Annotated in this window: 21 protein-coding genes; 11 read left to right on the top strand and 10 right to left on the bottom strand. The window is 62.2% G+C overall.

The genetic code is table 11. The annotated features are described in order from the left end of the window. Window positions 1-2: 2 nt before the first annotated feature. Window positions 3-3,623 carry a hydantoinase B/oxoprolinase family protein gene (locus AC07UR_RS07420; RefSeq protein ID WP_209789494.1) on the bottom strand — a complete coding sequence of 1,207 codons (3,621 nt, stop codon included), beginning with the start codon at window positions 3,621-3,623 and terminating at the stop codon, window positions 3-5. A 121-nt stretch (window positions 3,624-3,744) separates the two neighbouring features. Between AC07UR_RS07420 and AC07UR_RS07415 the strand changes: the two genes are divergently transcribed. The 8 genes from AC07UR_RS07415 to AC07UR_RS07380 all read left to right on the top strand — a co-directional run bounded on the left by AC07UR_RS07415 (window position 3,745) and on the right by AC07UR_RS07380 (window position 12,479). Continuing rightward, window positions 3,745-4,329 carry a winged helix DNA-binding protein gene (locus AC07UR_RS07415; protein WP_173421724.1) on the top strand — a complete coding sequence of 195 codons (585 nt, stop codon included), beginning with the start codon at window positions 3,745-3,747 and terminating at the stop codon, window positions 4,327-4,329. Continuing rightward, window positions 4,295-6,175, top strand: a complete 1,881-nt coding sequence (locus tag AC07UR_RS07410) for an ABC transporter ATP-binding protein (RefSeq protein ID WP_209789493.1) — start codon at window positions 4,295-4,297, stop codon at window positions 6,173-6,175. Before AC07UR_RS07415 ends, AC07UR_RS07410 begins: the two co-directional genes overlap by 35 nt. Window positions 6,176-6,228: 53 nt before the next feature. Then, on the top strand, window positions 6,229-7,761 hold the full coding sequence (locus tag AC07UR_RS07405) for an ABC transporter substrate-binding protein (protein WP_209789492.1): 1,533 nt from the start codon (window positions 6,229-6,231) through the stop codon (window positions 7,759-7,761). A 60-nt stretch (window positions 7,762-7,821) separates the two neighbouring features. Continuing rightward, the gene (locus tag AC07UR_RS07400) at window positions 7,822-8,745 is read left to right on the top strand and encodes an ABC transporter permease (RefSeq protein WP_209789491.1); all 924 of its coding nucleotides are present in this window, start codon (window positions 7,822-7,824) and stop codon (window positions 8,743-8,745) included. A gap of 4 nt (window positions 8,746-8,749) precedes the next feature. Then, a complete protein-coding gene (locus AC07UR_RS07395) occupies window positions 8,750-9,604 on the top strand; it encodes an ABC transporter permease (RefSeq protein ID WP_209789490.1) in 855 nt (284 codons plus the stop codon). Next, complete coding sequence (locus AC07UR_RS07390) at window positions 9,601-11,340, top strand: M14 family metallopeptidase (protein WP_209789489.1); 1,740 nt, start codon at window positions 9,601-9,603, stop codon at window positions 11,338-11,340. Before AC07UR_RS07395 ends, AC07UR_RS07390 begins: the two co-directional genes overlap by 4 nt. A gap of 515 nt (window positions 11,341-11,855) precedes the next feature. Beyond that, window positions 11,856-12,122, top strand: coding sequence for a hypothetical protein (locus AC07UR_RS07385; protein ID WP_173421718.1), 267 nt, complete (start codon window positions 11,856-11,858; stop codon window positions 12,120-12,122). A gap of 165 nt (window positions 12,123-12,287) precedes the next feature. Further along, window positions 12,288-12,479 (top strand): hypothetical protein, encoded by a 192-nt coding sequence (locus tag AC07UR_RS07380; protein ID WP_209789488.1) that lies wholly within the window; start codon window positions 12,288-12,290, stop codon window positions 12,477-12,479. A gap of 115 nt (window positions 12,480-12,594) precedes the next feature. On the opposite strand, the gene AC07UR_RS07375 is transcribed toward AC07UR_RS07380, so the two are convergent. The 8 genes from AC07UR_RS07375 to AC07UR_RS07340 all read right to left on the bottom strand — a co-directional run bounded on the left by AC07UR_RS07375 (window position 12,595) and on the right by AC07UR_RS07340 (window position 21,640). Further along, complete coding sequence (locus AC07UR_RS07375; protein WP_209789487.1) at window positions 12,595-14,010, bottom strand: LLM class flavin-dependent oxidoreductase; 1,416 nt, start codon at window positions 14,008-14,010, stop codon at window positions 12,595-12,597. Window positions 14,011-14,211: 201 nt separating this feature from the next. Continuing rightward, on the bottom strand, window positions 14,212-15,201 hold the full coding sequence (locus AC07UR_RS07370) for an ABC transporter permease (protein WP_234902942.1): 990 nt from the start codon (window positions 15,199-15,201) through the stop codon (window positions 14,212-14,214). A 1-nt stretch (window position 15,202) separates the two neighbouring features. Beyond that, a complete protein-coding gene (locus AC07UR_RS07365; protein WP_209789486.1) occupies window positions 15,203-16,255 on the bottom strand; it encodes an ABC transporter permease in 1,053 nt (350 codons plus the stop codon). After that, on the bottom strand, window positions 16,245-17,780 hold the full coding sequence (locus AC07UR_RS07360; RefSeq protein ID WP_209789485.1) for a sugar ABC transporter ATP-binding protein: 1,536 nt from the start codon (window positions 17,778-17,780) through the stop codon (window positions 16,245-16,247). Before AC07UR_RS07360 ends, AC07UR_RS07365 begins: the two co-directional genes overlap by 11 nt. A 72-nt stretch (window positions 17,781-17,852) precedes the next feature. Beyond that, a complete protein-coding gene (locus AC07UR_RS07355; protein WP_209789484.1) occupies window positions 17,853-18,857 on the bottom strand; it encodes a sugar ABC transporter substrate-binding protein in 1,005 nt (334 codons plus the stop codon). Window positions 18,858-19,001: 144 nt separating this feature from the next. Beyond that, the gene (locus AC07UR_RS07350; protein WP_173421712.1) at window positions 19,002-19,658 is read right to left on the bottom strand and encodes a methionine ABC transporter permease; all 657 of its coding nucleotides are present in this window, start codon (window positions 19,656-19,658) and stop codon (window positions 19,002-19,004) included. Continuing rightward, entirely contained in the window at window positions 19,639-20,709 is a 1,071-nt protein-coding gene (locus AC07UR_RS07345) for a methionine ABC transporter ATP-binding protein (RefSeq protein ID WP_209789483.1), read from the bottom strand. Before AC07UR_RS07345 ends, AC07UR_RS07350 begins: the two co-directional genes overlap by 20 nt. An 82-nt stretch (window positions 20,710-20,791) precedes the next feature. Further along, window positions 20,792-21,640 (bottom strand): MetQ/NlpA family lipoprotein, encoded by an 849-nt coding sequence (locus tag AC07UR_RS07340; protein ID WP_209789482.1) that lies wholly within the window; start codon window positions 21,638-21,640, stop codon window positions 20,792-20,794. Window positions 21,641-22,317: 677 nt separating this feature from the next. Between AC07UR_RS07340 and AC07UR_RS07335 the strand changes: the two genes are divergently transcribed. The 3 genes from AC07UR_RS07335 (at window position 22,318) to AC07UR_RS07325 (ending at window position 26,340) form a co-directional block, all read left to right on the top strand. Next, window positions 22,318-24,264, top strand: a complete 1,947-nt coding sequence (locus AC07UR_RS07335; RefSeq protein WP_209789481.1) for a non-ribosomal peptide synthetase — start codon at window positions 22,318-22,320, stop codon at window positions 24,262-24,264. A gap of 458 nt (window positions 24,265-24,722) precedes the next feature. Beyond that, window positions 24,723-25,949 carry a DUF2778 domain-containing protein gene (locus AC07UR_RS07330; RefSeq protein ID WP_209789480.1) on the top strand — a complete coding sequence of 409 codons (1,227 nt, stop codon included), beginning with the start codon at window positions 24,723-24,725 and terminating at the stop codon, window positions 25,947-25,949. Between the two features lie 124 nt (window positions 25,950-26,073). After that, window positions 26,074-26,340 carry a DUF2277 domain-containing protein gene (locus tag AC07UR_RS07325; RefSeq protein WP_209789733.1) on the top strand — a complete coding sequence of 89 codons (267 nt, stop codon included), beginning with the start codon at window positions 26,074-26,076 and terminating at the stop codon, window positions 26,338-26,340. A 93-nt stretch (window positions 26,341-26,433) separates the two neighbouring features. Here AC07UR_RS07325 and AC07UR_RS07320 read toward each other — a convergent pair whose 3' ends face one another. Further along, window positions 26,434-26,847, bottom strand: coding sequence for an Lrp/AsnC family transcriptional regulator (locus tag AC07UR_RS07320; RefSeq protein ID WP_209789479.1), 414 nt, complete (start codon window positions 26,845-26,847; stop codon window positions 26,434-26,436). Between the last annotated feature and the right edge of the window lie 152 nt (window positions 26,848-26,999).

Genomic DNA, 26,999 nt, shown 5'->3' with positions numbered 1-26,999 from the left:
GATCATTTCTTGCCGTAGCCGCCGCCCGTCGGTGTCACCACGGTAAAGGCTTCGCCGGCCTCCAGGACCGTGTGGGCGCAGCCCGACAGTTCCTCGATACGCCCGTCATTGCGGCGCACGAGATTCTGGCCGAGATTGCCGGCCTCGCCGCCCTTGATGCCGAAGGGGGCAACGCGGCGGTGGCCGGAGAGGATCGCGAAATCGAGCTTTTCCCGGGCACGGATGGTGCGCTTCGTACCGTCGCCGGCCGACCATTTGCCCTTGCCACCGGATCCGCGGCGGATGTGGAAATCTTCCAGCACCACCGGGAAGCGTGTCTCGAGGATTTCCGGATCGGTCAGGCGCGAGTTGGTCATGTGGGTGTGGACCGCATCGGCACCGTTGTAGCCCGGCCCGGCCGGCGCACCCGAGCAGATCGTCTCGTAATACTGGTAGTGCGCATTGCCGAAGGTCAGGTTGTTCATCGTGCCCTGCGCGCCCGCCTGGCTTTGCACGGCGCCGAACAGGCAATTGGTGACGGCCTGGCTGACCTCGACATTGCCGGCAACGACGGCGGCCGGATAGCTGGGCGTCAGCATCGTGCCCTCAGGGATGACGATGCGGATCGGCCTGAGGCAGCCGGCATTCATCGGGATGTCGGCTTCGACGAGCACGCGGAAGACGTAGAGCACGGCGGCACGGGTGACCGGCGCCGGTGCATTGAAGTTGTCGCCGCGCTGCTCCGACGTGCCGGTGAAATCGACCGTCGCCTCGCGCTTGTCGCGATCGACGGTGATCTTCACCACGATCTTGCAGCCCTGGTCCATCTCGTAGGAGAACTCGCCGTCCGGCAACTGGTCGAGAACGCGACGAACGCTTTCAGCGGCATTGTCCTGGACGTGGCCCATATAGGCCTCCACGACGTCTTCGCCGAACTGGGCGATCATCTTCTTCAGTTCCGCCACGCCCTTTTCGTTGGCGGCGACCTGGGCCTTCAGGTCGTTGACGTTCTGGACGATGTTGCGCACGGGATAACGCGCGCCGTTGAGCAACGTCTCAAGGTCGGCCTCGCAGAACCGGCCGGCATCGATGAGCTTGAAGTTGTCGATATAGACGCCTTCCTCTTCGATGTTGGTGGCAAGCGGCGACATCGAGCCCGGAGAAATGCCGCCGATATCGGCATGATGGCCACGGCTTGCGACCCAGAAGCGGATCTCCCGGCCCTCATCGTCGAACACTGGCGTGCAGACCGTCAGGTCGGGCAAGTGCGTGCCGCCGTTATAGGGCGCATTGATCAGGAAGACGTCGCCCGGATGGATGACCGGGTTCTCGCGGATCGCCGTTGCGACCGAGGCATCCATGGAGCCCAGATGCACCGGCATGTGCGGCGCGTTGGCAACCAGATTGCCCTTGGTGTCGAAGACCGCGCAGGAGAAGTCGAGCCGCTCCTTGATGTTCACCGAATAGGCGGTGTTCTGCAACGTCACGCCCATCTGCTCGGCGATCGACATGAAGAGATTGTTGAAGATCTCGAGCATGACCGGATCGGCCTTGGTGCCGATGGCGCTGCGCTCGGGCAGCGCCTTGACGCGACGAAGAACGATATGGTCCTTGGCGGTCAGTTCCGCCTGCCAGCCGTCTTCGACGATCACGGTCTGGTTCGGCTCGATGATGATCGCCGGGCCGTCGAGGCGCTGGCCGGGCTTGATGTCGGAGCGAAGCGCCACCGGCGCATCGTGGAACTGGCCCTGCGAATAGAAGCGAGTGCTGCGGCTGAGCGCCGGCGCTCCTTCGACCGTTGCCATGCCTTCGCCTTCCATCTGGGCAGCGCCGCCGCCGACGGTCTCGACTTCGACCGCGTCGATTACCAGCGCCTTGTTGTCGGCGACGAAGCCGAAGCGACGCTTGTGCAAGGTTTCGAATTCGGCACGCAGGCGGGCGATATCGTCATGCTCGGGGAAGGTCGCATCGACGGCCAGAACCGTATCGGTGCCGGCATAGCGGATATGGGCGCGAAGATAGGTGCGGATCTCGTCGCGGGCGATGCCCTGCGCTTCGAGTTCGCCCAGGCACTCGACCTGCAGCTCTGCGCCAAGGGTTGCAAGGGCCGCTGGCGCGTTGTCGTCGAGCGCGACGCCGAGCGCCTTCTGGCGGGTGGCGCGGATATCGGCAAGGCCCATGCCATAGGCCGACAAGAGGCCCGACATCGGGTGGACCAGGATGCTCTTCATCCCAAGCGAATCGGCAACGAGGCAGGCGTGCTGTCCGCCGGCGCCGCCGAAGCAGCTGAGCGCATAGCGCGTGACGTCGTAGCCGCGCTGGACGGAAATCTTCTTGATCGCCTCGACCATGTTGGCGACCGCGATGCGGATGAAGCCGTCTGCCACGTCCTCAGGGGTGCGGCCATCGCCGATCTCAGCGGCCATCGCTGCGAAACGCTGGCGCACCGTCTCGACGTCGAGCCGTTCGTTCTGCTCCGGGCCGAACAGCGCCGGGAAGAACTCCGGCATCAGCTTGCCGAGCATGACGTTGGCGTCGGTGACCGCCAGCGGCCCGCCGTTGCGATAGCAGGCGGGACCTGGATTGGCGCCGGCCGAATCCGGGCCGACGCGGAAGCGCTCGCCGTCGAAATGCAGGATCGAGCCGCCGCCGGCGGCAACCGTGTGGATCAGCATCATCGGCGCGCGCACGCGCACGCCGGCGACTTCCGTTTCGAAGGCACGTTCATACTCGCCGTCGAAATGTGCGACATCGGTCGACGTACCGCCCATGTCGAAGCCAATGACCCGGTCGAAACCGGCGGCCTCACCTGTCTTCGCAAGACCGACGACGCCGCCTGCCGGGCCGGAAAGAATCGCGTCCTTGCCTTGGAACATGTCGGCGGCCGTGAGCCCGCCCGACGACATCATGAACATGACGCGGGCGCCGGAACGCGCGACGTCGAGTTCGCTCGAGACCTGCGCCACGTAGCGACGCAGCACTGGCGAGAGATAGGCGTCGATGACGGTGGTGTCGCCGCGGCCGACATATTTGATCAGCGGCGAGACTTCGTGGCTGACCGAGACCTGCTCGAAGCCCATTTCGCGGGCGAGCCGGGCGACCAGCGCTTCATGCTCGGGATATTTGTAGGCATGCATGAAGACGATCGCGACGGTGTTGTAGCCCTGCTCGCGCAATGCCGTCAGCGCCTGACGCGCTTCCGCCTCGTCGAGCGCCTGCTCCACCGTGCCGTCGGCGAGCACCCGTTCGCCGAGTTCGACGATATCCTTATAGAGCGCTTCCGGCTTGATGATCTCGGTCGCGAAGATGTTCTTGCGCTCCTGGTAACCGATGCGAAGCGCATCGCGGAAGCCGCGCGTCGTCACCAGCGCCAGTGGTTCGCCCTTGCGCTCAAGCAGCGCATTGGTCGCTACCGTCGTGCCCATGCGCACTTCGCTGATGAGGCCGGCAGGGATCGGCGCGCCGGTCGGCAGTCCCAGGTGCAGGCGGATACCCTGCACGGCCGCATCGCGGTAGGCTTCCGGATTCTCCGACAGCACCTTGCGCGCATGCAGCACGCCTTGCGGGTCCCTGCCGATCACGTCGGTGAAGGTGCCGCCACGGTCGATCCAGAAGTCCCAGCTACCGGTTTCGCGTGCGCTCATCGTCCATCCCTCTCACTCGTATGCCGCCAGCTCGGGTCGGCTCCGAAATTCATCAAAGCAGTTCGTTGACAAAATGTCGATAAAATGATGACATAAAATCGTCAAGATGAGGAAGTGCTGAATGACGAAGAAGTCTGAGGAGAGCTTTGACGGCAGGGAGTGGGCGCAGGACGCTCTGCCCGGCCATATGAAGCCCGTGGCGGCCATCGGGCCGATCGTCTCCTCTGCACATCTGGCCGAAGGCGGATCCCCTGGTCTCTCCGAAGTCGAGTACGGCCTGATTCTCGCCTCGCACGCGTTTCACCGCTGGATGGTGCGCTGCATGGCCGCTGCCGGCGTGCCTGGCCTCTCATCCACAGAAATCTTGATCCTGCATACGATCCGCCACCGCGACCGCGGCAAGAAGCTCGCCGATATCTGCCTCGTGCTCGATATCGAAGACACGCATGTGGCGACCTACGCCATCCGCAAGCTGGAGGCGGCCGGCCTTGTCACGACAGGCAAGGAAGGCAAGGAAAAGACCATTCAGATCTCCGACAAGGGTGCGGAGGCCTGCACCCGTTATGCACAGATCCGCGAGCGCCTGCTCGTGACGTCGACGGCCAATGCACGACCGTCCGAGGACACGCTGTCGGAAATTGCCGCCGTGCTGCGCTTCATGTCGGGTGCCTATGAACAGTCCGCGCGTGCCGCGACCACATTGTGACAAGGAAGATCGCGTGACTGCTGATAAGACACCCCCGCTGCTGGCCGTTGAAAACCTGTCCGTCGCCTTCAACGGCAATGCCGTCGTCGAAGACCTGAGCTTTTCGGTCACCGCCGGCCGGACGCTCGCAATTGTCGGTGAATCAGGCTCCGGCAAATCGGTGACGTCGCTGTCGATCATGCGGCTTGCCGACATGATGGGCGGGAAATTCCCGACCGGAAAGATCCTGTTCCAGGGCAAGAACGGCGAAGTGAACCTGACGGTCGAACCGCAGAAGGCGATGCGCAGCATTCGCGGCAAGGAGATCGCCATGATCTTCCAGGAGCCGATGACCTCGCTGAACCCGGTGTTCACGATTGGCGACCAGATCGCCGAAGTGCTGATGCTGCACGAGAAGATGACGAAGCAGCAGGCGCTCACCGAGACATGCCGGCTGCTCGACATGGTGCGGCTGCCCGATTCCGCCGAACTCGTCGGCCGTTATCCGCACCAGCTGTCCGGCGGCATGCGCCAGCGCGTGATGATCGCCATGGCGCTTGCCTGTCGCCCCAAGCTGCTGATCGCCGACGAGCCGACGACGGCGCTCGATGTGACCATCCAGGCGCAGATCCTCACCATCATCCGCGACCTCCAGAAGGAGCTCGGCATGGCGGTGATCTTCATCACCCATGACATGGGCGTCGTTGCCGAGATGGCCGACGATGTCGTGGTCATGTGGAAAGGTCGCAAGGTCGAGGAAGGCCCGGTCGCCGAGATCTTCGCAAATCCGAAGCACCCCTATACCCAGACGCTTTTGTCCGCAGTTCCCAAGCTCGGCAGCATGACCGGCGAGGACTTTCCCAAGCGCATGCCGCTGACGATGATGATCGACGGCGCGCCGACGCTTGTGGGCGAAGAGCATATCCAGCGCACAGCACGCTATGACGCAGCACCAATCCTGTCCGTGCGTGATCTCGTCACCCGCTTCGACGTCAAGAAGAACCTGTTTGGCAAGACAACGCACCGCGTGCACGCCATCGAAAATGTCAGCTTCGACATATTCCCGGGCGAAACGCTGGCGCTCGTCGGCGAGAGCGGTTCCGGCAAATCGACGATCGGCCGCACGATCCAGCAACTTCAGAACGCCACGTCAGGCGAAATCCTCTTTGGCGGACGCCCGGTGTCCTCCATGAGCTTTGCCGAGCGCCAGCGGCTGAAGCAGGAAATCCAGTACATCTTCCAGGATCCGTTCGCCTCGCTCGACCCGCGCAAAACCGTCGGCTTCTCGATTGCCGAACCGATCCGCACCCATGGACTGATCCTCGGCGAAAAGGCGATTGCAAAGCGTGTCGACGAACTGCTCGAGCGCGTCGGGCTGACATCCGCCCACGCAACGCGCTATCCGCACGAGTTCTCCGGCGGCCAGCGTCAGCGCGTCTGCATCGCCCGCGCGCTCGCGTCCCGGCCGAAACTGATCATCGCCGACGAGGCCCTGTCTGCGCTCGACGTGTCGATCCAGGCCCAGATCATCAACCTGTTCATGGAACTGCAGGAGCAGGAAGGCCTCGCCTATCTCTTCATCAGCCATGACATGGCCGTGGTCGAGCGCATGAGCCATCGCGTCGCCGTGCTCTATCTCGGCCAGGTGATGGAGTTCGGCAGCCGCCGCCAGGTGTTCGAGACCCCAGGTCATCCCTATACCCGCCGGCTGCTTTCGGCCGTCCCGGTCGCCGATCCCGGCAAGGGTCGTGACCGCGGCATGATCGAGGGCGAGATCCCGAGCCCGATCCGGCGTGTCGGACAAGAACCCGCGGTGCTACCGCGCAAGGAGATCGCGCCAGGCCATTTCGTGGCTCTGGACGCGTAAAGCCGCTTTCTCTCTTCCAAGGGAAGGCAGTCGAAACAGGAGTGAGTAAAAAAATGATCAACAAAAAGGGGATCCACGCCGCCTTCATCGCGCTTGCGCTGACTGGCAGCCTTCTGACGACCGGGCCGGCCTTTGCCGCTGGCACATTGACGGTTTCGTCGCCGCAGGATCCGGGCAGCTGGGATCCGGTCGACACGTTCCTCGTCAACTGGGCGTCCGTCTCCACCAACATTTTCGACGGCCTGACCTATCGCGGCCCTGACCGCAAGCTGGTCCCCGGCCTTGCAACCGCCTGGGAAGAGCTCGATGGCGGCAAGCGCCTGCGCTTCACGCTGCGCGAAGGCGTCAAGTTCCACAATGGCGAGCCCTTCAACGCCGAAGCCGTGAAGTACACCTTTGACCGCCTGCTCGGCGAAGAGGGCTCCAAGGGCCCACAGAAGTCGAACTATGCCGCGATCGAAAAAGTCGAGATCATCGATGAGAAGACCGTCGATCTGCACCTGAAGGCGCCGGATCCGGTCCTGCTGACCAAGCTCGCCGGCTACGGCGCGATGATCGTTCCGCCGAAGTACATCCAGGAAAAAGGCGAGGACTATTTCAACACGCACCCTGTCGGGACCGGCCCGTTCAAGTTCGTTTCCTATGAGCCGAAGGTCGCGATCGAGCTCGAAGCCTTCGCCGACCATTGGGGCGGCGCGCCGAAGCTTTCCAACCTCGACTTCCGCTTTATCGCCGAGCCGGCGACCGCCGTGGCCGAACTGCAGGCCGGCCGCGTCGACCTCGTCATCCCGCCGACCATTCCGATCGGCATGATCCCGACGATCCAGGGTGACGACAAGCTCGAAATCGTCTCCACCCCCGGTCCGACGGTCTATGCTCTGCGCTTCAACACCCGCGATGGCATCACCAAGGACCCGAAGGTTCGCAAGGCGCTGATCCTCGGCGTCGACCGCGACACCATCATCCAGTCGATCCTCGGCGGCCAGGCCGCTCCGATCGCCAGCTTCCAGGGCGAACTGTCGTTCGGCTTCGATCCGGTCATGAAGCCGCTACCCTACGATCCCGAGCAGGCGAAGGCTCTGCTGAAGGAAGCTGGCGTCGCACCGGGCGCCTCCGTCCAGATCGACGTGCGCGGCAACGACGCGACGTTCAACGAAGTGGTGCAGGCCGTCGCCAGCTATCTGCAGCTCGTCGGCATCAACGCGACGATCAAGCCGTATGAGACCAACGTTCTCTTGAACGACATCATCCCCGCCGGCAAGACCGGTGCGATGTTCCAGCAGGCCTGGGGCGGCTGGACGCTCGACTACGACAACACTGCCTACTCGATGTACCACTCGGGCGAAAAGTGGAACCCCTACGACAAGGACGCCGATCTCGACAAGCTGCTGGAATCCCAGCGCTCGATCACCGATCAGCCCAAGCGTGAGGAAATCCTCAAGCAGATCGCCAACTACGCCGCCGACCGTGCGCTGGAAATGCCGCTCTACAACCTCAACGCCATCTACGGCGTGAGCAAGCGCGTCAAGAACTTCACGCCCGTTCCCGACAGCCGCCTGCGGCTGACGGACGTCACGGTCGAATAACAATCAGATCCGCCGCTCGCTTTGGCGGGCGGCGGATCGTCTTCATGAAGGGCGGGTAAGTTGGCCGGATTTTTGATCAAACGTGTTCTGCAGGCGGTGTTCGTCGTTTTCGTCGTAACGCTCACCGTCTCCTTTGCCATCCGCCTGACGGGCGACCCGGCACTGATGCTCGCTCAAGGCGCCGGCAGCATCACCGAAGAGGACCTTGCGCGCATCCGCGAGGCGCTCGGGCTCAACCAGCCGTTCATGGCGCAGTATTTCGCCTTCATCAAAGGCTTGTTCGTCTTCGATTTCGGCCGCTCGTTCATGGGCGGAACCCCGGTCTCGCAGCTGATTTCCGCAGCCCTGCCCGCCACGATGATGCTCGCCTTCGCGTCGCTCATCGTCTCGATCATCATTTCGATCCCGCTCGGCATCAAGGCTGCGGTTGCCCGCGGCAAGTGGGCCGACCAGGCGATCCGCATTCTGTCGCTCGTCGGCCTGTCGTTCCCGAACTTCTGGCTCGCGATCATGCTGGTGCTGTTGTTCTCGATCACGCTGAAATGGCTGCCACCGAGCGGCATGGACGGGTTTGCAAGCTTCATCATGCCGGCCGTCACCATGGGCATCATCCTGACGGCGACCAATGTGCGTCTGGTGCGCACGGCGATGCTCGAAACGCTGCAGTCGCAATACATCATGGTCGCCCGCGCCAAGGGGCTTAGCGAAAGCAAGGTGCTCTACAAGCACGCCCTTCGTAACTGCGCGATCCCGCTCATCACCTATTTCGGCCTCCAGTTCGGTGGCCTGCTCGGCGGCATCGTCGTCGTCGAGCGCGTGTTCAACTGGCCGGGAATGGGCACGCTTGCCTTCGACGCCGTCGGCGCGCGCGACTATCCCGTGCTGCAGGCCGTCATCACCGTGCTCTCGCTGATGATCGTCGGCGTCAACCTCATCGTCGACATCGCCTACGGCCTCGTCGACCCGCGCATCCGGACGGAGTGAGCCGATGACCACCAAGGCCGCAAACAGCCGTTTCGCCCGTTTCCGCAACCTCGAATTCATCCTCGGCGCGCTGCTTGCCGGCGGCATGTGCCTTGCCGTTCTCTTGTCCGGCGTGCTTTTCCCCGGGGGCGCAGACAAGATCGACCTGATGGCGCGGCTGACGCCCGCCTTCGTCAACTGGGCGCATCCGTTCGGCACCGACCCGCTCGGCCGTGACGTGCTGGCGCGCGTCGTTGCCGGCGGCAAGATTTCGCTCTTGGTCGGCTTCACTTCGGTTGCCGGCGCCGTCGTCGTCGGCGTGGTGATGGGGCTGGTCTCCGGCTACTACCGTGGCTTCTGGGACATGGTCGTGATGCGCTTTGCCGACGTGCAACTGGCGCTGCCTTTCATCCTTCTTGCCATCACCTTCATCGCCATTGTCGGCGGCGGATTGACCAACACCATCATTCTCCTGATCGTGTCGCAGTGGGTGCAGTATGCCCGCCTCGTGCGCGGGTCCGTGCTGTCGCTCCGCGAGCGCGAGTTCATCCAGTCGGCCCGTGCCATCGGCGTTCGCGACTACAAGATCCTGTTCCAGCACCTGCTGCCGAACCTGATCGGCCCGGTCATCGTGCTGATGACGCTGAACGTTGCCAACAACATCCTGCTCGAAAGCAGCCTGACCTTCCTCGGCCTTGGCGTCGATCCGCTGATCCCAAGCTGGGGCGGCATGCTCGCCGATGGACGCACCTACCTGCAGAATGCCTGGTGGGTCAGCGTCTTCCCGGGCCTTGCCATCCTTCTCACCGTCCTTGGCCTCAACCTTCTCGGCGATTGGCTGCGCGACAGTCTCGACCCAACAGGCAGAACTTCACGATGACCACGATATTCGAAGGGACTTTCGAGCGCACGCTCGACACCATGCTCGCAACCTACGGCAAGGAGGCCGCCCGCGGCACCCGACTGGAGGCATGGCTCTTCGATGACCGTGAAAGCCGGGAGGCGGCCGAGCGGAAGCTTGCCGCTTTCGGCGTCGAGGCAAAGTTCAGGAGCGCCTATAAGCCTCTCCTGCATTTCTTCCTCGAGGAAATCGACCTCAAGGCGCTGAAGCGCGTCGATATCCGCTATCCGCAGCCGGAAGGTTGCCCCGCGAACCGCTTCCTTCTCGAGGCCTATCCGCTGGCAGCGCTGGTCGGCGATGCCGAGATCACCTTCGTCGGCGGCAGCGACCAGGCACTGACCTATGATGTCATGCTGACCTTTGCCGACGGCCGCACGGAAACCCACGCGGTGTTTGCGCCCAACCGCCAGCACAGCGATTTCATCGGTGAAACGCTGTTGTCGCCGACCGGCTGGGTCCGCCTCGACGACGCGAGCAGCAAGCGGCGCGAGTGCCACCTCGAAACCGATTACGAGCGGCTGTTTGCAGGCGCGATGCGGGCGATCGCCGAACATGGCTGGGGCGACAGCGAACCCTATTTCGACGAGCTCAACATCCGCGTGGGCCTGCCGATCAACGATCTCCGGCTGCCGGTTGGCGAAGAGGTGGTCAGCCTGCGTGAAGCGCTGCACGAGGATTTCTATTTCTCGCTGCTCGAAGTCTTCCAGAAGAAGTCGGGCCGCCCACTCGGCGACCGTGGCTTGAAGCCGGGCCAGATCGTGCCGGAAATCGTGTTTGCCGACGGCAAGCCCACGATCCGGGTCGAGACTAGGCCGCTCGCGACGACAGACGCCGAGGGCGACGCCCAGCCGCTCGACACGGCGCAGGCACCGCTTGCCGTCGCGCAGATCCATGCCGAACTGGAAAAGATAGAAGGCCAGCCTTTTGAAGCGCATTCGCGCGCCGGTCGCTCGGTCAAGGCGCGCTATCACAAGGGCACAGATGCCGCCGTAATGATCAGCGGCGGCCAGCATCCGAACGAGACCACCGGTATCGTCGGTGCGCTCAGGGCCGCCCAGACGCTCGCTGAGCTCCCCGGCACGCACTTCACGATCTCGCCGCTCGAAAACCCCGACGGTTACGCCGTTCACCAGCGCCTGCGCGCTGACAACCCGCTGCACATGCATCACGCCGCCCGCTACACGGCGCTTGGCGACGATCTCGAATACCGCACCGGCACGGCCCTCAACGAGCGGGCGATCCGCAACGAGGCGGATGCGCTCTCGGGTGCCGAACTCCACGTCAACCTGCACGGCTACCCCTCGCACGAGTGGACGCGGCCGCTGTCGGGATACGTGCCGCGCGGCTTTGCCATGTGGACCTTGCCGAAGGGCTTCTTCCTGATCATGCGCCATCATGCCGATTGGGAGGCGCGCGCCGAACAACTGATCGAGGCGGTGACGGCACGCTTGGCTGCGGTCCCGGGCCTGCTTGCCTACAACGACAGGCAGATCGCGCTTTACGAAACCCATGCCGGCGAAACCGGCTTCCGCATCATCAACGGCTTCCCCTGCCTCATCTCCGTCGACGATCGCCACAAGGCGCCGCTGACGCTGATTACCGAGTATCCCGACGAGACCATCTATGGCGATGCCTTCGTGGCCGGCCATGATGCGCAACGCGAGACGGTTCTAGCGGCCTATGAGGCGTTTCAATCGATGATGGCAGTCGCCTAGGCTTTCGTTCTGCGCGACCCACGCCGATGAGAGGACGGCCCTTCGAGGCCGTCGCATCTGCCTGGATCAGCGGCACTCTCAACAGCGACCGTCATGGCCTACTGTGGACGTTCGGCACCGCACCGTTCCACGTGCGGGTAACAAGGCTCGTCCTGCGTTTCGGGCCAACGCCAGCGACTAAATCAGCCGCAGGCTGTCGTATTCCTTATCCAGGTGAGATCGAGCACCGTCAGCGTTTGCCGCTGTGGCGTGAGCAGGAATTGCTGCCCGTCGGGATGCCGTCAGCGTGCAAAGGCTGTGCGACCCGCTGAAGGGTTGGACGCGGCTCCAGGCCCCGCCCCATTCTCCGGCGGTGAACGTGTTGGCGTCGAGGGTCGCGTTCGAGCTCGATCGGCGGCAAAAGCGACCGCGGGAAGATCAAATCTGTTTGCGTCGATTGGGAATGGGGAACCTTTCGCAACGTGCAAAGTTGAATCCAGAAGTGCATGTGATCTCGCAGCGATACGGAGATGCAGATGAAACTGGAGAAGATTGGCCGAGCGAGGTTGAAGCTGCGCCTGCCTCTCTATCGGCACGTTCTGTCTGACTTGAAAAGCCCTTCTTTGAGCGAGATTTTCGTCGCCTATGCCGAAGCCTCGATGCAACTTGATGCCCTGCGGTCGAGTGATCACCCCGATCAGTCTTTGATTGAGGAATACGAGCGAGCTTGCAGGGAGATCGAAAACAGCATCGAACCGTACCTGCGCATGTTTCGGCCACCCCTGACAATGGGTGGTCGCTAAGGAGAGCGCGGAGAAGGACGACACTCCTGTGCGACCGTTCCGGCGGCCCTGGCGGACCGTTGTCATGTCCCAGCTTGGCCAGAGCGAACCCGAAGCGGGACAAGAAAGTGCCTAACCGATGGAACTCGAACGCCTCACGGGCGTTACTCCACCGGAGGTGCAGTCATGTCCAAACATACCCCTGAGCAACGGCTGAATACGCAACCGCCCAAACCGGTGTTCGATGTCGTCGAACACTGCGTCCGGCACAGCATAAACAGCAAGGAACAGGGAAAGCTCCTTTCCCTGTTGGGAAGGTTCGCGAGCAGGCATGAGCTCGAAACCAACGCCCCGCCAAAACCCCCGCGCTTCCGCTGAGCGGTGCGCTGAAACGGTCAGGCCCAGTACACGTGAGCCAAAGAGGCTGCTTTGTACCGGCTGATGCGCGGATGTGCGTCCCGGGGCGACCGGAGTTGCGCTAATTCACTGACGATCAGGCGTTCGCCGCTTTTAGCACCGCCACGCCACCGGCGTCGCGTCGCTTCACGGCTTCGATATCACGATATCCATCTGCAGGGTGAGTGATCGGCAGATAAGGACCTTCGCCGAAGAGTTTCTCGCGCAACGTGCCCGGCCTGTAGGTCGTGGGATAGGCTCCGCGCTTTTGCAGTTCTGGCACGATATGCGCGACGACATCCTCGAAACTGTCTGGCGTCACCGCATAGGCAATGTTGAAGCCGTCAACATCCGTGTCGCCCACCCACTCCTGCAGGATATCGGAGATACGTGCCGGCGAACCGACGAAGACCGGCCCCATACCGCCGATGCCCCCGAACTGGGCAAGCTCGTCGATGGTCCAGGATTTGTCGCCACCAGCGATATGCTCGACGAACGAGTGGATCGCATTCGTCTCGATCTTTTCGACGACGTCGGTCGGGGCATACTGGCCGAAATCGATCCCGCTCCAGCCCGACATGAACGTCAGTGAACCGTCGTAGGAAACGTAGCTCTTGTAATCCTCGAACTTGCGCTGCGCCTTCTCTTCTGTCTCGTCGGTGATGATCGTGATCAACGTGTAGATATAGACCTTCTTCGGGTCGCGGCCGGCGTCGGCGATGCGTTGTCGGATATCGGCGACATAGGCCTTCAGCACGGACTTCGTCGGCGCCGCCACGAAGATGCATTCCGCATGGGCTGCGGCAAAGGTCTTTCCGGGGCCAGATGCACCTGCCTGGTAGAGGACTGGCGTGCGTTGCGGCGACGGCTCCGTCAGGCCGTAGCCTGGAACTTCGAAGAACTTGCCCTTGTGGGCGATTTCATGGACCTTTTCCGGATGGGTGAAAATGCGCTTGTTGCCGTCGCGCACCACAGCACCCTCTTCCCACGATCCTTCGAGCAGCTTGTAGAGCACCTCGACATACTCGGCGGCGACCTCGTAGCGGTTGTCGTGCTTGCGCAAGCCACCCTGCCCGACATTCTTCGCACCGCTTTCCAGATAGGACGTGACGATGTTCCAGCCCAGGCGGCCCTTGGAGTGGTGATCGGCCGTGGCCAGGCGCCGGGCGAACGTATAGGGGTGCTCGAACGAGGTGGACGCGGTGAGGCCGATGCCGAGATGCTCGGTGGCAAGGGCGATGGGCGCGACAAGCTGCAGCGGATCATTGACCGGGATCTGCGCCGCCTGGTGAATGGCATGGTAGTTCGAGCCCTTGTAGACGTCGTAATAGCCGATGACGTCAGCGATGAAGATGCCGTCGAAAACGCCGCGCTCCAGCGTACGGGCAAGATCCTGCCAGTAATCAAGATCCTTGTATTTCGAGGACTTGTCGCGCGGATGCGCCCAGAGGCCGGGCGACTGATGGCCGACACAGTTCATATCGAAGGCGTTGAAACGGATGTGGCGTGCCATGGCAATCTCCAACTCATTGACGGGATGCCAGCTGGCATCATTTCTACAACGGTAACGCGCTTAACAGTCTGATCCTTTTACGCTTTCTCGTTGGCGTATTCGGGTTCCGGCTCTTTGGCGTGGTCGAACAGTGCCAGCACACTGCCACCGTGAGACCGGTGATCGATGCGGACGTTCAAGGCAAAATCGCGCAGCAAGACCCTAAGTCCTTGCAGCCGCCTTGCGGTTGGCAAAGCCAATCGCAAGAACCGAGAAAATGAGAAGCCCCGTGCCGACCTGCTGCCAGTAGAAGTTCAGGCCGGAGAGAAGCAAACCATTGGCGACGATGCTGAGCAAAAGCACGCCGAGCACCGTGCCGGGAATGTTCGGCCGGCCATGCGGGCTCAGCGTCGTGCCGATGAAGGTGGCGCCAATGGCGTTGAGCAGGAAGGCGTTGCCCGACGATGGAATATAGACGGTCACCGTCGAGGTGAGGATCAAGCCGACAATGGCCGCGATGCCCGACACGAGGATGTAGGTCGCGGCCGTGTAGCGCCGCAGCGCAATGCCTGAATAGCGCACAACGCTGGCCTGAATGCCGCTTGCAAGCACCACGCGACCGAACCTTGTGCGCGAAAGGACAAGCCAGGCGCCCGCGACCACCAGGGCAGCAACGACGAGCGGAACCGGAATGCCCACGATGGTTCCGTGGCCGAGAAATCGGAAGGCGTCCGGTACGCCCGTTGGCGGCAAATAGACCGGATTGCCGCCATTGGTCAGCAACTGTTGCACACTGCGACCGACGAAGAGCGTGCCGAGCGTGGCAAGAAACGGTGAAATGCCGATACCCGCAATCAGCACCGCATTGAAAAGGCCGACGACAACACCGCCGACAAGTCCGCCAAGTGCGGCAATCGGGATAGGCTGCCCAGCGAGGACGAGGGAGACAAAGGCAAAGCTCGCGAAATCGATGGCGGTGCCGACCGAGAGGTCGATGCCGCCGGCGGAAACGGCGAATGTCATGGCAATCGCGACAATGGCGAGAAGCGCGAAATTGTTGACCAGAACGCTGAGCAAGTTGGCCCCGGAAAGGAATGCAGGCGCAAGCCATGCGAAGAGAACGAAGACCGCTGCAAGTGCTGCAATGAGCGCGTGGCGCCCGATACTGCGGGCGACTGTCGGGATGGAAACGGAAAGCTGTCGAGCCGACATGTTAGACATTCTCCTGGCGACGCAGCAGCGTCGTTGCTGACACCACAAGCAGGATGAGCAGGCCCTGAACACCGCTAACCAGCGTGCTCGAGATGTTGAGAAGCTGGAAACCGTTGATCAGGAAACCGACGAACAGCGTCGAGAGCAGCGTTCCCGTGATCGTCGGCACCAGCCGGCGCGAAAACACCGAGCCGAGCAACGCCGTGACGACGACCGGGAGCAGCATGTCGCCCGCCCCCGTCGTGCTGCCGCTCAGAAAGGACACGGAGAGGATCCCGGCAAACCCGCCACACAGCCCACTTGCGAGGAAGAACCCGGCGACGAAAGACTTGACGGGCAGCCCGGCGGCACGCGCAGCCTCGGGAAACTCGCCGACCGCATAGAGCCTCAGCCCCAATGGCGTAAACTGCACGACGGCGGCAACGAGCAGTGTGAAGCCAAGCAGAACATAGGCGAGCACGGGGATGCCGAACGGCCCGCTTGCCGACAGGGCGAGAAGAAGTTCCGTCGAAGCCGGTACCACCGTATTGTTCGTCAGTACCAACTCAAGGCCGGCGACAACGTTCATCACCGCCAGTGTCGCCAGTAGCGGCACGATGCCGGCGAGTGTGATCGCAGCCGCGTTGACGGCACCAATGGCGAGCCCCGTCCCCAGCGCGGCGATGACTGCCACGGGGTCTCCGTACCCCGCCTGCACGAGCGTCGCATAGACGGCCGCACTCAGCCCCATGTTTGCGGCAAGCGAAAGATCGATGCCACCCGTCACGACGTTGGAACCGCCGCCGATCACGACGATCGTCAAGCCGATCGCAAGAACGCCGGCGATGGCGGATTGTCCAAGCACGTTACCGACATTGCCGATCGTCAGGAAGAACGGCGCTGTCACGGAGAAGAACACGAGGACGCCGATAAAGACGGCCAGCGAGCCGCCGCGCAACGCAAGTGCTGCCACCCGTTGCGCATATGCAGGTCCGCCAGGTTGCGGATCCTGCGGATTGCTTGGAGCCGGTTCGGCCAAGGAGCCGGGAATATAGTATGGGGCGTCAACCAACATTGCTCAGCGTCTCGTAGGCACCGGTCACTTCCGAAAGGATCTGATCGGGGCTCGTTTGGGAGGAGATGAATTCCCGCGTGACCTGACCGCGGAAGAATACGAGGATGCGGTCGGTAACCCCGAGCAATTCCTCGATGTCGGACGAAAGCACGATCACGCCCGCGCCGCGTTGGGCAAGCTCGCCGATCAGCGTGTAGATCTCGACCTTGGCTGCGATATCGACGCCGACCGTCGGCTCGTCGAGCAGGTAGATCTCGGACTGGCGGCTGAGCCATTTGGCGATCGCCACCTTCTGCTGGTTGCCGCCGGACAGCGTCTTGACCAGCGCGTCGATGCCATCAGTCTTGACCTGCAGCCGTTTGACGAGCTCTTCGGTCGCACGCCTTTCGGCGCCCTGATCGAGCACGCCCTTGGAAAAACGGTCGAGGCTGGCAAGCGTCGTGTTTTCCGTCACGGAAAGATCGAGCGCCACGCCGTCCCGCCGGCGGTCTTCCGGCACAAGTGCGAGACTTTTGGCGGTAGCCTTCGCCGGACTTGCGGTGAAGATCGTCTCGCCTTTGACCGCCACCGAACCGGCGGTGGCTGTTTGCAGACCGAAGAGCGTGCGGAGGGTTTCCTTTGCACCCGATCCCAAGAGCCCCGTCAGCCCCAGTACTTCCCCCTTGTGCAGGGTGAAGGATACGCTGGCGTAGCGGTTGGACAGGCTGAGGTCAACCACCGCAAGCAGCGCCTCGCCGGCAACGACCTGCGGCTTCGGATACAGATCGCCAATCTCGCGATTGACCATCAGCGCGCCGATTTCGGCAGCCGAGGTCTGCTTGAGCGGTAGCGTGGCGACATCGCGGCCGTTGCGCAGAACCGTCACCGTGTCGCAAAGTGCTGCGATTTCGCCGAGGTAATGCGAGATGTAGATAATCGTGACGCCATCGTCCCGAAGGCGCCGGATGAGCTGGAACAGCAGATCCGCCTCACGCCGGACGAGCGCTGCCGTCGGCTCGTCAAAGACGAGGACCTTCGGATTATCGAGCAGCGCCCGCGTGATCTGGACGATCTGCTTTTCGGCAGCCGAAAGATCCGCAATCAGCGCCGAATGCGGCAGCCTAAGGCCGAAGTAGCGATCAAGGATTTCCGCAGACCGGCGACGCATCAGTGCACGGTCAAGGAAGGGTGTGCCTGCAATGCGCGGCTCGCGGCCGAGGAACAGCGCTTCACCGACGGTGAAGGTTGGAACCAGCAACCGATCCTGATGGATGAAGTGGATGCCGAGGTCCTCGACCAGATGCGGCGTCAGCCGGTCGTAGACCTTGCCATCGATCTCGATCGTCCCCTCGTCTGCCTCATGAAGACCGGCGAGCAGCTTGATCAACGTCGACTTTCCAGCGCCGTTCTGGCCGACGAGGCCGTGCACCGTACCGCGCCTGACGACGAGCGATGCTCCGGAGAGCGCCTGCGCGCCTCCGAACCGCTTCACGATGGCATCAAGGCGAATGATATCGCCGCCGTCGCCCCTCACTGCCTCGACCATTGCTGTTCGCTCCTTGCCTCGTCAAAACGGATGGATCGCAGCCATCCGTCGCTGTCCGTTGTCGACGTGGTGTCAGCCGATGCCGAGCTTCCTGGAGATTTCGCCGACATTCTGCTTGTTGGCGAGCAGAGCGGGCACATAGGTTTCCCGCGCCAGCGTCTCGCCGGCGAGGTATCTCGCAACGTTCTGGATCGCGACGCGACCAAGCTCCGCCGGCTGTTGGGCGACGTCGGCAGCAGCCGGCGAATTCGCGTCGGCAACGAGCTGGAGCACTTCCGGGCTGCCGTCGACGCCATAGGTCTTGATCTCGGTGCGGCCAGCTGCGGTCAGGGCCTGCGTCGCCCCGAGCTGCGGGATGTCCCAGGCCGACCAGATCGCCTTGATCGAGCCCTTCTCCGGGTACTTGTTGAGGATTGCGGTAATCTGGGTGAAGGCGTCCTGCACCGTGTTCGGGATCACGTCGCGCAGTTCAGGCTGCACGATCTGCACCTTCGGGAAGTACTTGATGACGTTGACGAGCTGGTCATAGCGGATCGCGCATGGCGTGACGCCGTAAAAGCCGTTGAACACGACAATATTGCCCTCTCCCCCGATATCGGAAACGAGCTGGAGAGCGAGGTCCTTGCCGATACCCCAGTTGTCCGATGTGGAGTTGTTGATCGAGTTGACCGAGCCGACATCGATCGTGAAGACCGGAATGCCCGCATCGCGCGCTTTCTTCAGCCACGGATCGATGACGCTCAGCGTGCCGAGAAGCTGGACGATCGCATCCGGCTTCTGCGCAATGAGGGTTTGAAGCTGGGAGACGAGCTTGCCGTCGTTGCGCCCGGCATCGACAGCGATCGGTTCGCCGCCGAGGCGCTTCACCTCTTCGACCTGGGCATTGTAGGCCTGCAGATCGAAGAAATGGTCCGTGCCGGCGGTGCTGATGCCGATGCGCTTGCCCTTGAGCGAGAGCTCGCCTTGAGCGAAGGCGGCACGACTTGTCAGAAGCCCCGACCCCGCGACGATGCCGGCTGCGGCCGTAAGCTTCAGAATGTTGCGGCGGTTGACGCCGGTGCGGGTCTCTTCCGTCATGCTGGTTCTCATCCTCTGGATTAAAGATATAATCCATAAATTAAGTGAACTATTGTTGCGAAACAGAGAGAATTTTCCAATTCCCGACCGGAGACGGAAATATTAGCGCTGTCGCCGGCGCCTCTCGCGCCGCCGGCCCGACCTTCAACCGCGACGATCGAGGCGGGAGACGAGCCGATCGCCGAGCCACTGGATGCCGCAGACGAGCACGATAAGAACGGCGACGACGGCAACCATGACGGCGGTTTCGAAGCGCTGGTAGCCGTAGCGGATGGCAAGGTCGCCGAGCCCGCCGGCGCCGATCGCACCGGCCATGGCGGAGGCGCCGATGAGAGTGACCAACGTGACGGTAAAACCGGCGACGATGCCCGGCATTGCTTCCGGGATCAGCACTTCGCGAATGATTGTCCAGCGATTGCCGCCCATGGCACGCACGGCCTCGATCAACCCGCGCTCGACCTCGCGCAGCGATACTTCGGCGATGCGGGCGTAATAGGGCGTCGCGGCGATCGCCAGGGGCACGATGGCCGCCCAGGTGCCGATCGACGTGCCGACGATCAGGCGCGTGACGGGAATAAGCGCGACCAGCAGGATGATGAAAGGCACGGAGCGAAAGCCGTTGATCACCGCACCGAGCGCGCGGTTGACTGCGAGATTTTCCGCAATCCCTCCGCGCGCGGTCGCCACCAGTGCAAGCCCGAGCGGCAGACCGAAGACGAGCGAGATGAAGCCGGAGGCGGCCGTCATCACGATGGTTTCCCAGAGCGAGCGGAAGAGCAGTTCAAGCATGATCGGCGACATGGCCGAGGACCTCCACCTGTGCGCCGAGGCGCTCGACAAAAGAAACAAGGCCGGCCGTCGATGCTGCCGGCAGGGCGATGAAAAAGCGCCCTACGGGCTGTTTCTGGATATGGTCGACGCCGCCATGGATCAGGCGGTAGCCACCCGGGAATGCCTTCAAAAGATCCTGCAACAGCGGGCCGGTGGCAGCTGGACCGGCGATGTCGATGCTGAGCACCACGTCACCCGACCCCTCCGAGGAAAGCGTCCGGGCGATATGGTCGGGGAGTTGGGGGCGTATGCCGCTCAGCAGGCTCCTGGTCGTTTCCGTCTGCGGCGTTGCAAACACCTGCCAGACCGGCCCTTCCTCGACGATGCGACCCGCATCGATGACGGTCACGCGGTCTGCGATGTTGCGCACCACCTCCATCTCATGGGTGATGAGGAGGATCGTCAGGTCGAGCTTGCTGTTGATGTCCTTGAGAAGCGCCAGGATCGAACGTGTCGTCTCGGGGTCGAGCGCCGACGTTGCCTCGTCGGACAACAGCAGAGCGGGGCTTGCGGCCAGCGCCCGGGCGATGCCAACGCGCTGCTTCTGGCCTCCGGAAAGGGCCGACGGATAGGCCTTCGCCTTGTCGGACAGACCGACCAGCTCCAGAAGTTCCGCCGCCCGCGCCAGCCGCTTTGCCTTCGGCCACCCCTCGATTTTCAGCGGCAGCGCCACGTTTTCCTCGACCGTCTTGGCCGACAGCAGGTTGAAGTGCTGGAAAATCATGCCGATGCGGCGCCGGAGCGGCTGCAACTCGGCCTCGCCAAGGCCGGTAATCTCTCGACCCTCGATCTTGATACTGCCGCCATCTGGTCGCTCGAGACCGTTAAGGCAGCGGATGAGCGTGGATTTCCCTGCACCGCTTCGCCCGATGATGCCAAGGATTTCGCCGCGTCTGACGCCGAGCGAGACCCCGTCGAGGGCCGCCGTCTCGCCGAAGCGACGGCGAACGCCAGCAAGCCGGATGACGTCGTCGCTATCGGCGGCCGTTTCGGCCGGCGTCCAGGACACATGTCTGTTCATTCTGGTTCCCTTCCGGAAACGGCGAGACAGCCCGCGATGGACCAGGGCCATGGCGGGCTGTCTCGGCTGATCTTCACATGCCTCAGTAGGCGCTGATGCCCGTGCCCTTGTAGACACGCTCGAACTCGGCCTTCACGACGTCGTTCTGATAGGATTCGACCAGTGGCTTCACCCAGGGCTGGTCCTTCGATTCCTCGCGCACGGCGATGAAATTGCGGTAAGGATTGTCATCGACCGGCTCCTGCGCGATGCGGTTGTCCGGCGTCAGGCCGCTTTTCAGCGCCCAGTCGGTGTTGACAACGGCGGCATCGAGGTCATCGACCGAGCGGCCGACGATACCGGCGTCAAGTTCCTTGATCGCGACATTCTTCGGGTTCTCAACGATATCGGCGATCGTCGCGAGGATGCCAGTGCCCTCCTTGAGCTTGATCACGCCCTCGTTCTGCAGGACGCGAAGGGCGCGGCCCTCGTTGGACGGATCGTTCGGCACGCCGATGACGGCGCCTTCCGGCAGATCGGCGATCTTGGTGTGCTTCTTCGAATAGAGGCCGATCGGCCAGACGCCGGTGTAGCCCACCGGGACGATCTTGTAGCCGTGCGCCTTGATCTGGTTTTCGAGGTATGGAAGGTGCTGGAAGGCGTTGGCATCGACCTCGCCACGGGCGAGCGCCTCGTTCGGCTGGGTGTAATCGTTGAAGACGACGGTTTCGATGGTCAGGCCCTTCTTGGCGGCTTCCGCCGTCACGGCGCGCCAGACGTCCTCGTCTTCGCCCGAGATGATACCGACCTTGAGTTCCTTCTTGTCTTCAGCGACCGCCGGTGCAGGCGCGGCCAGGCTGACGGCAGTGACCGCCGCCGCTGCGAAAGCGGCAAATGCGGCGCGCCGTGAGAGGGGAATGGTTTCCAGGAGGTTTGTGCGGATCTTCGACATGGTGATCTTGCTTTCGCGATTGGGAGGATCAACTTCGAAACACGATTGTTTCTGCCTCAAAAATCGCAAATGCCGCTTTTGTGAACAACGAATGGCGATTTATGGAAGCTCGGGAACGGGAACTTTCCCTATCGCAATCACACACGTCGGAAGAATATATTTTCTACTGAATTTATCGACTAATGAGATTTTTGGCGAGGTCGAACCGAGTTGCGTGCTTCTGCAGTTGGATTTTCGGAATGACCGACACAGTCCCGCGATCGATGAGAAAGGCGCTGAGGGCGTTGCGTCATAGGCCGCGCGTCGGCAGCGAATGAGCGCCCGGACGGCAATCATGCCAGCAGGCTTGCGGAAACGGAACCACAGGGCGCGGACACCGGGCTTACTTCAAGCGCGATGGGAAGGTCGCGACCTTCGGCAACCGCATGGATTTTTTCGATCTGCCGCTGCCAAACGCCACTAATGCATATTATCCATATACTATAGTCTTTTAGTGGATTGTAGATTCACCCTTTGAGCGCCTCACCCCGCAGTCGCTATCCCAATGATCAACTGTTCATCTTTTGCTGCCGTGGAATATTGGCATTCGACGTCGCCGCAGCGCTCAGGCCGCCCTCGAGAGGCGAAAGACGCTCCAGGAACATTTCCGGCAAATTCGAGACGAACAGGAGACGACGATGAACGAGGTCCGAGTTCCCAGGCCCGGCCATCAGGCCGAAGCATCGGAAGGCAAGGTGCGCCGTTCCCAGGCAAAGCTCCACTACGATCGGGACCGGCCCCTTCAGGACTACGTCCGCCAGCATGCACGCGCCGCGCCCGAGGCAACGGCCATCGTCTTCGATGATCGGTCGGTGAGCTATGGGGAGCTTGACCGGCTGTCCGATGGCTTTGCTGCCTACCTCGCGGCAGAAGGTGTCGGTAAGGGCGATATCGTCTGCCTTTTCGTGCCCCGCTCGCTCGACAGCGTGATAGCGATGCTTGCCATATTGAAAACGGGTGGCGCTTATCTGCCGCTCGATACGACGTTTCCCGTCGAACACCTGAACTATGTCATCGGCGAATGCGCGCCGACGATGATATTCGTCGACAGTTGCACGTCGGGAACTATGCAGTTGGTGGCGGGCACGCACGGCAGGACCGCCGATCTCAAGGCCGCGATCGAAGGTCTTGCAGTGTCGGAGACCGGACAAGCGCCCACCGTCGACGTCGGCGGAGACGATCTCGCCTATGTCATGTACACCTCAGGCTCGACGGGCCGACCCAAGGGCGTCGCGATACCGCATCGCGGCATTGCCCGTCTGGCGCTCGACCAGAGCTATGTGGAAATCAGCAGCGCTGACGTCGTGCTGCACGCGGCGACCATCGCCTTCGATGCCTCTACCTTCGAAATCTGGACCGCACTGACCAATGGCGCCTCGATCGCGGGCTTGCCGGACGGCACTTTTTCGATTGGTCGTCTGCGCGACCTTATCCGCGACCGTGCCGTCACGGTTTCGCTGATCACGACGGGTCTGTTCAATCTGCTGGCCGATTTCGCATCCGGCCCGCTGCCGTCGCTGCGGCATATGCTGTTTGGTGGAGAGGTCGCCTCGGCTGAACATGTCAAACGGTTCCAAACCGCCCACCCCCATTGCCGATTGACCAACTGCTACGGCCCGACGGAGATTACGGTTCTTGCCAGTACCTTCGACATACCAGCCGGATTCGACGGCAAGGACGTGGCGATCGGTGGCGCCGTGAACCACACCGGCATCCTGATCGTCGACGACGATCACAAGCCTGTGACCAAGGGCGTCGAGGGAGAGCTGCTGCTGATCGGCGATGGCGTCGCAATCGGCTATTTCAAGCGCCCGGAACTGACGGTGGAACGCTTCGTCACGGTCGAGACGGAGGGCGGCACTGCGCGCGGTTATCTCACCGGCGACCTGGCCGTCCTCGATGAGCACGGTGTCGTGATTTTCAAGGGGCGCAGGGACAGGCAGATCAAACTCAACGGCAAGAGGATAGAGCTCGACGAGATCGAGGCTGCACTGCGGCGCGATCCGCGCCTCGCCGATGGCGTGGTGATCTGCCAGGATCTCAGCCCTCAGAACAAGCGTATTGTCGGCTATCTGTGTCCATGCGAAGGCATCACCATTGCCCGTTCCGAGCTCAAACGCGGCGTCATGGAAAGGCTGCGCAGCACCTTGCCGGCCTACATGATCCCAAGCGTGGTGATGGTTCTTGATCAGCTTCCGCTGCATCAGTCCGGCAAGGTCGATCGGAGCAGGCTGCCCTTGCCCGCGGATACGGCTGCGGTCGATCACATACCGGTCGCGAACCGGACCGAAGGGTTGCTTGCCGAATTGTGGCGTAACATCTTGGGCATCCAGGCGGTGGAACCGGATCGCAATTTCTTTGATCTCGGCGGGACATCGCTTCAGCTCATGCGGGTGCAGGCGGCGTTGGAGATGAGCCTCGGCCGCACGATCGACGTGATCGCGCTGTTCCAGTATCCGACGATCCGGGACCTCGCGCGCTACATCGACGGCAAAGCAATGATAGGCGCCCGGGCGATAGCGGCAGCCGAGCGGGCAGCCTTGCGGCGCAGGACATTGTCGCACCTTCGCAGGGCCGAACCATGAGGGAAGCCAAGTCGCCTGCCACCGGTCCTCTCAGTCCCTTGCGACCACGGACATTCTTCGTCGGATACACTGAGCGACCGGGTTTTCCTGTCCCAACTGACCGCATATTCAATCCCGGCGCCGACGCCGATTGATATCAAACACCAATACAGACCTGCCGGCGGCCGCACGATGCTGTCCCGACGTGGCGTCGCATCAAATCCATTTCTGTTCATGGAAAGCAAAATTTAACCATACTTGTTCATTCTCTGTCGATCGGTCGTCAAGAAGGGACAATCCGGGAAATCGCGCAGCGTGTTCGCTCGGGGGCCTAAGGGCCTTTTGCGGGATCTACTGGCTTGAATTGCGTTGTGAGTAAGGTCGTTCGTCCAAAGCCTTTGCACCGTTTGCTACGTCCACTGCTGTTCACCTGCTGCGGCCTCGCCTTGTCCGGCGTGGCCGTGGGGTCGGTGGCTGGCATGGTCGCGATGGGCAGCGTTTTTGCCTTCGGTTCGGGCCAGATCCTGCCGAAGCCGCAGCTCTATGTGGTCCATCGAAAAGAAGAGCGCTCTTGGGTCAAGCAGGCGCGGGTCGAACAGACGCCGAGGCTGATCGCCGCCGTCGCCAAGCCGGCCCCCCTGGCAAGCATCGCCGGCGCCGAAGGGAAACTCCCCCGCAGTGCCGATATCTTTGGAGATGCGGCGACCAGTGGCAAGGCGCCGCGCCTTGCCACCGACGTGGAACAGGCCGCATTGACATCCGAGCAGATCGTCCGCCACTTCAAGGCTTCTCATTCCATCACGCCGCGCAGCGCGGTTGCCAGCATTGAATTGCCCGCATCGGAACGGTTTGGGCCGCCGTCCAACGGCGTAACCGACACCCCCCTCGTCTCGCTGGCCTATGCGCCCCCCTCACAGAGCGCATCGGAAAACACTGTGTTCTCGGCGTTGCTGACGGTCCCATTGGAGGACGACATCGCCGCCTCGCAGGACCCGAACGCCGAAGATGAAGCCGTTGCTCTGCCAGACTATGAGGATACGCCGTCGTCGGGACCGATGCCGCAATTCCGTCCCGGCGGCGACCGAGCCCAAAAGCCTGTCTCTGAAACGGAAAAACCGGAAACCCGGCGGGCCATAGCCAACGCAGAACCGAAGGCCAATGAGCGCGAAACGCCCAAGCAGCAAGAGCTTGCCTTTGTGCGACCGAACAATCCGGCAGACAATAAGTCGGGTGGCGGCCTCAGGGCGCTGCGGGACCTGTTCGGTGGTGGGACCCGGGCCGGAAATGGCGTCGCCGTCTACGACATCAGCGCCGCCAAGGTCTACATGCCCGACGGCAGCGTCCTCGAGGCCCATTCCGGCATCGGCAAGATGGCCGACAACCCGCGTTATGTGACTGTCAAGATGACCGGACCGACCCCACCGCACACCTACAATCTCAAGATGCGCGAGACGCGCTTCCACGGCGTCGAAGCAATCCGCATGTTGCCGATCGACGGCAGAAACAAGCACGGCCGCGACGGCTTCCTGACCCACAGTTACCTGCTGCGCGGCAACCGGGCGGAATCGCATGGCTGCGTCGCCTTCAAGGACTATCCGCGTTTCCTGACCGCCTTCAAACAGGGCAAGGTCAGGCAGATCGTCGTGGTGCCGAGCGGCGGACGTGCAGCCGGAATGCAGATGGCATCAAACGGCAAGAACACCTGACAGGCAGTGCCCGCCAGCCGATTGGGTGAAGGAAGGCACGACGATCGGCCCTTCCGCGGGCGAAGCATGGGCATTAAGATCTCGACTTCCAGAGGAGCGAGAATTTGAGGCGCGGGAGCCAGTCATGTGCCGAAACATAAAACCCCTGTTCAATTTCGATCCGCCTGCGACTGACGAGGAGGTCCACGACGCCGCGGTGCAGTTCGTGCGCAAGCTGAGCGGAACGACCAAACCGTCCAAACGCAATCAAGCGGCCTTCGAGCACGCGGTCATTTCAATCGCAGCCTGCGCCCGGGAATTGCTCGTCACGCTTGAGACGTCCCACCCCCCGCGCAACCGCGAAGAAGAAGCAAGCAAGGCACGCGCCAGAATGGCGGCCCGGTTCGCCTGACAGGCGGCCATTGCTCAATGGTGGTGCACCAGTCTGCCTGAGGCAAATCTTTCTCCACGAGGTCCTCGTGCAGACGGGCGAAGCCGTAGCCGCTCACGCCGGCCCGAGCATGATAAAGGTTTCGCTTTTCGAGACGCCATCGATTGCCCGAACCGTTGAGATGAGCTCGTTCAGCTCCGACATCGTCGAAACCTCGATCTCCGCGATTATGTCCCAGACCCCGTTGGTGTTGGACACGGCTGCCACCCCTGGAAGGCGCTTTACGGCCGATACTGCGGGGCGTGGCGAGCCGTCTATCATGATCAGGATGAAGGCCCTGATCAGATCCTTGCTGATGTCATCCTTCAGGCGGACCGTGAAGCCCTTGATCACGCCGTCGGTGACAAGGCGATCAAGCCTCTTCTGTGCCGTTGCGCGCGCGACGCCGAGAAGTTGCGCCAGTTGCGGCACCGAAGCTCTGCCGTTGATGCGCAGCTCTGCAATGAGCCGTCTATCAAGATCGTCCACCGATTACTTCCTATTTCATCATTCCTGTTACTATTTCGGCAGAAATAGGAAAATTCAAGCACTTTGTCTTCTTTTTTGTTTCCCCCAACCGCAATACGAATCCCTCATCGAAACAGAACAGCCGGAATAATGCGGGACCAGACAAGATAGCC

It is taken from the genome of Ensifer sp. GW821-FHT05G01, assembly GCF_059419585.1.
The sequence above is the reverse complement of the archived record's forward strand: the minus strand, read 5'-3'. Positions and strand labels throughout refer to the sequence as shown.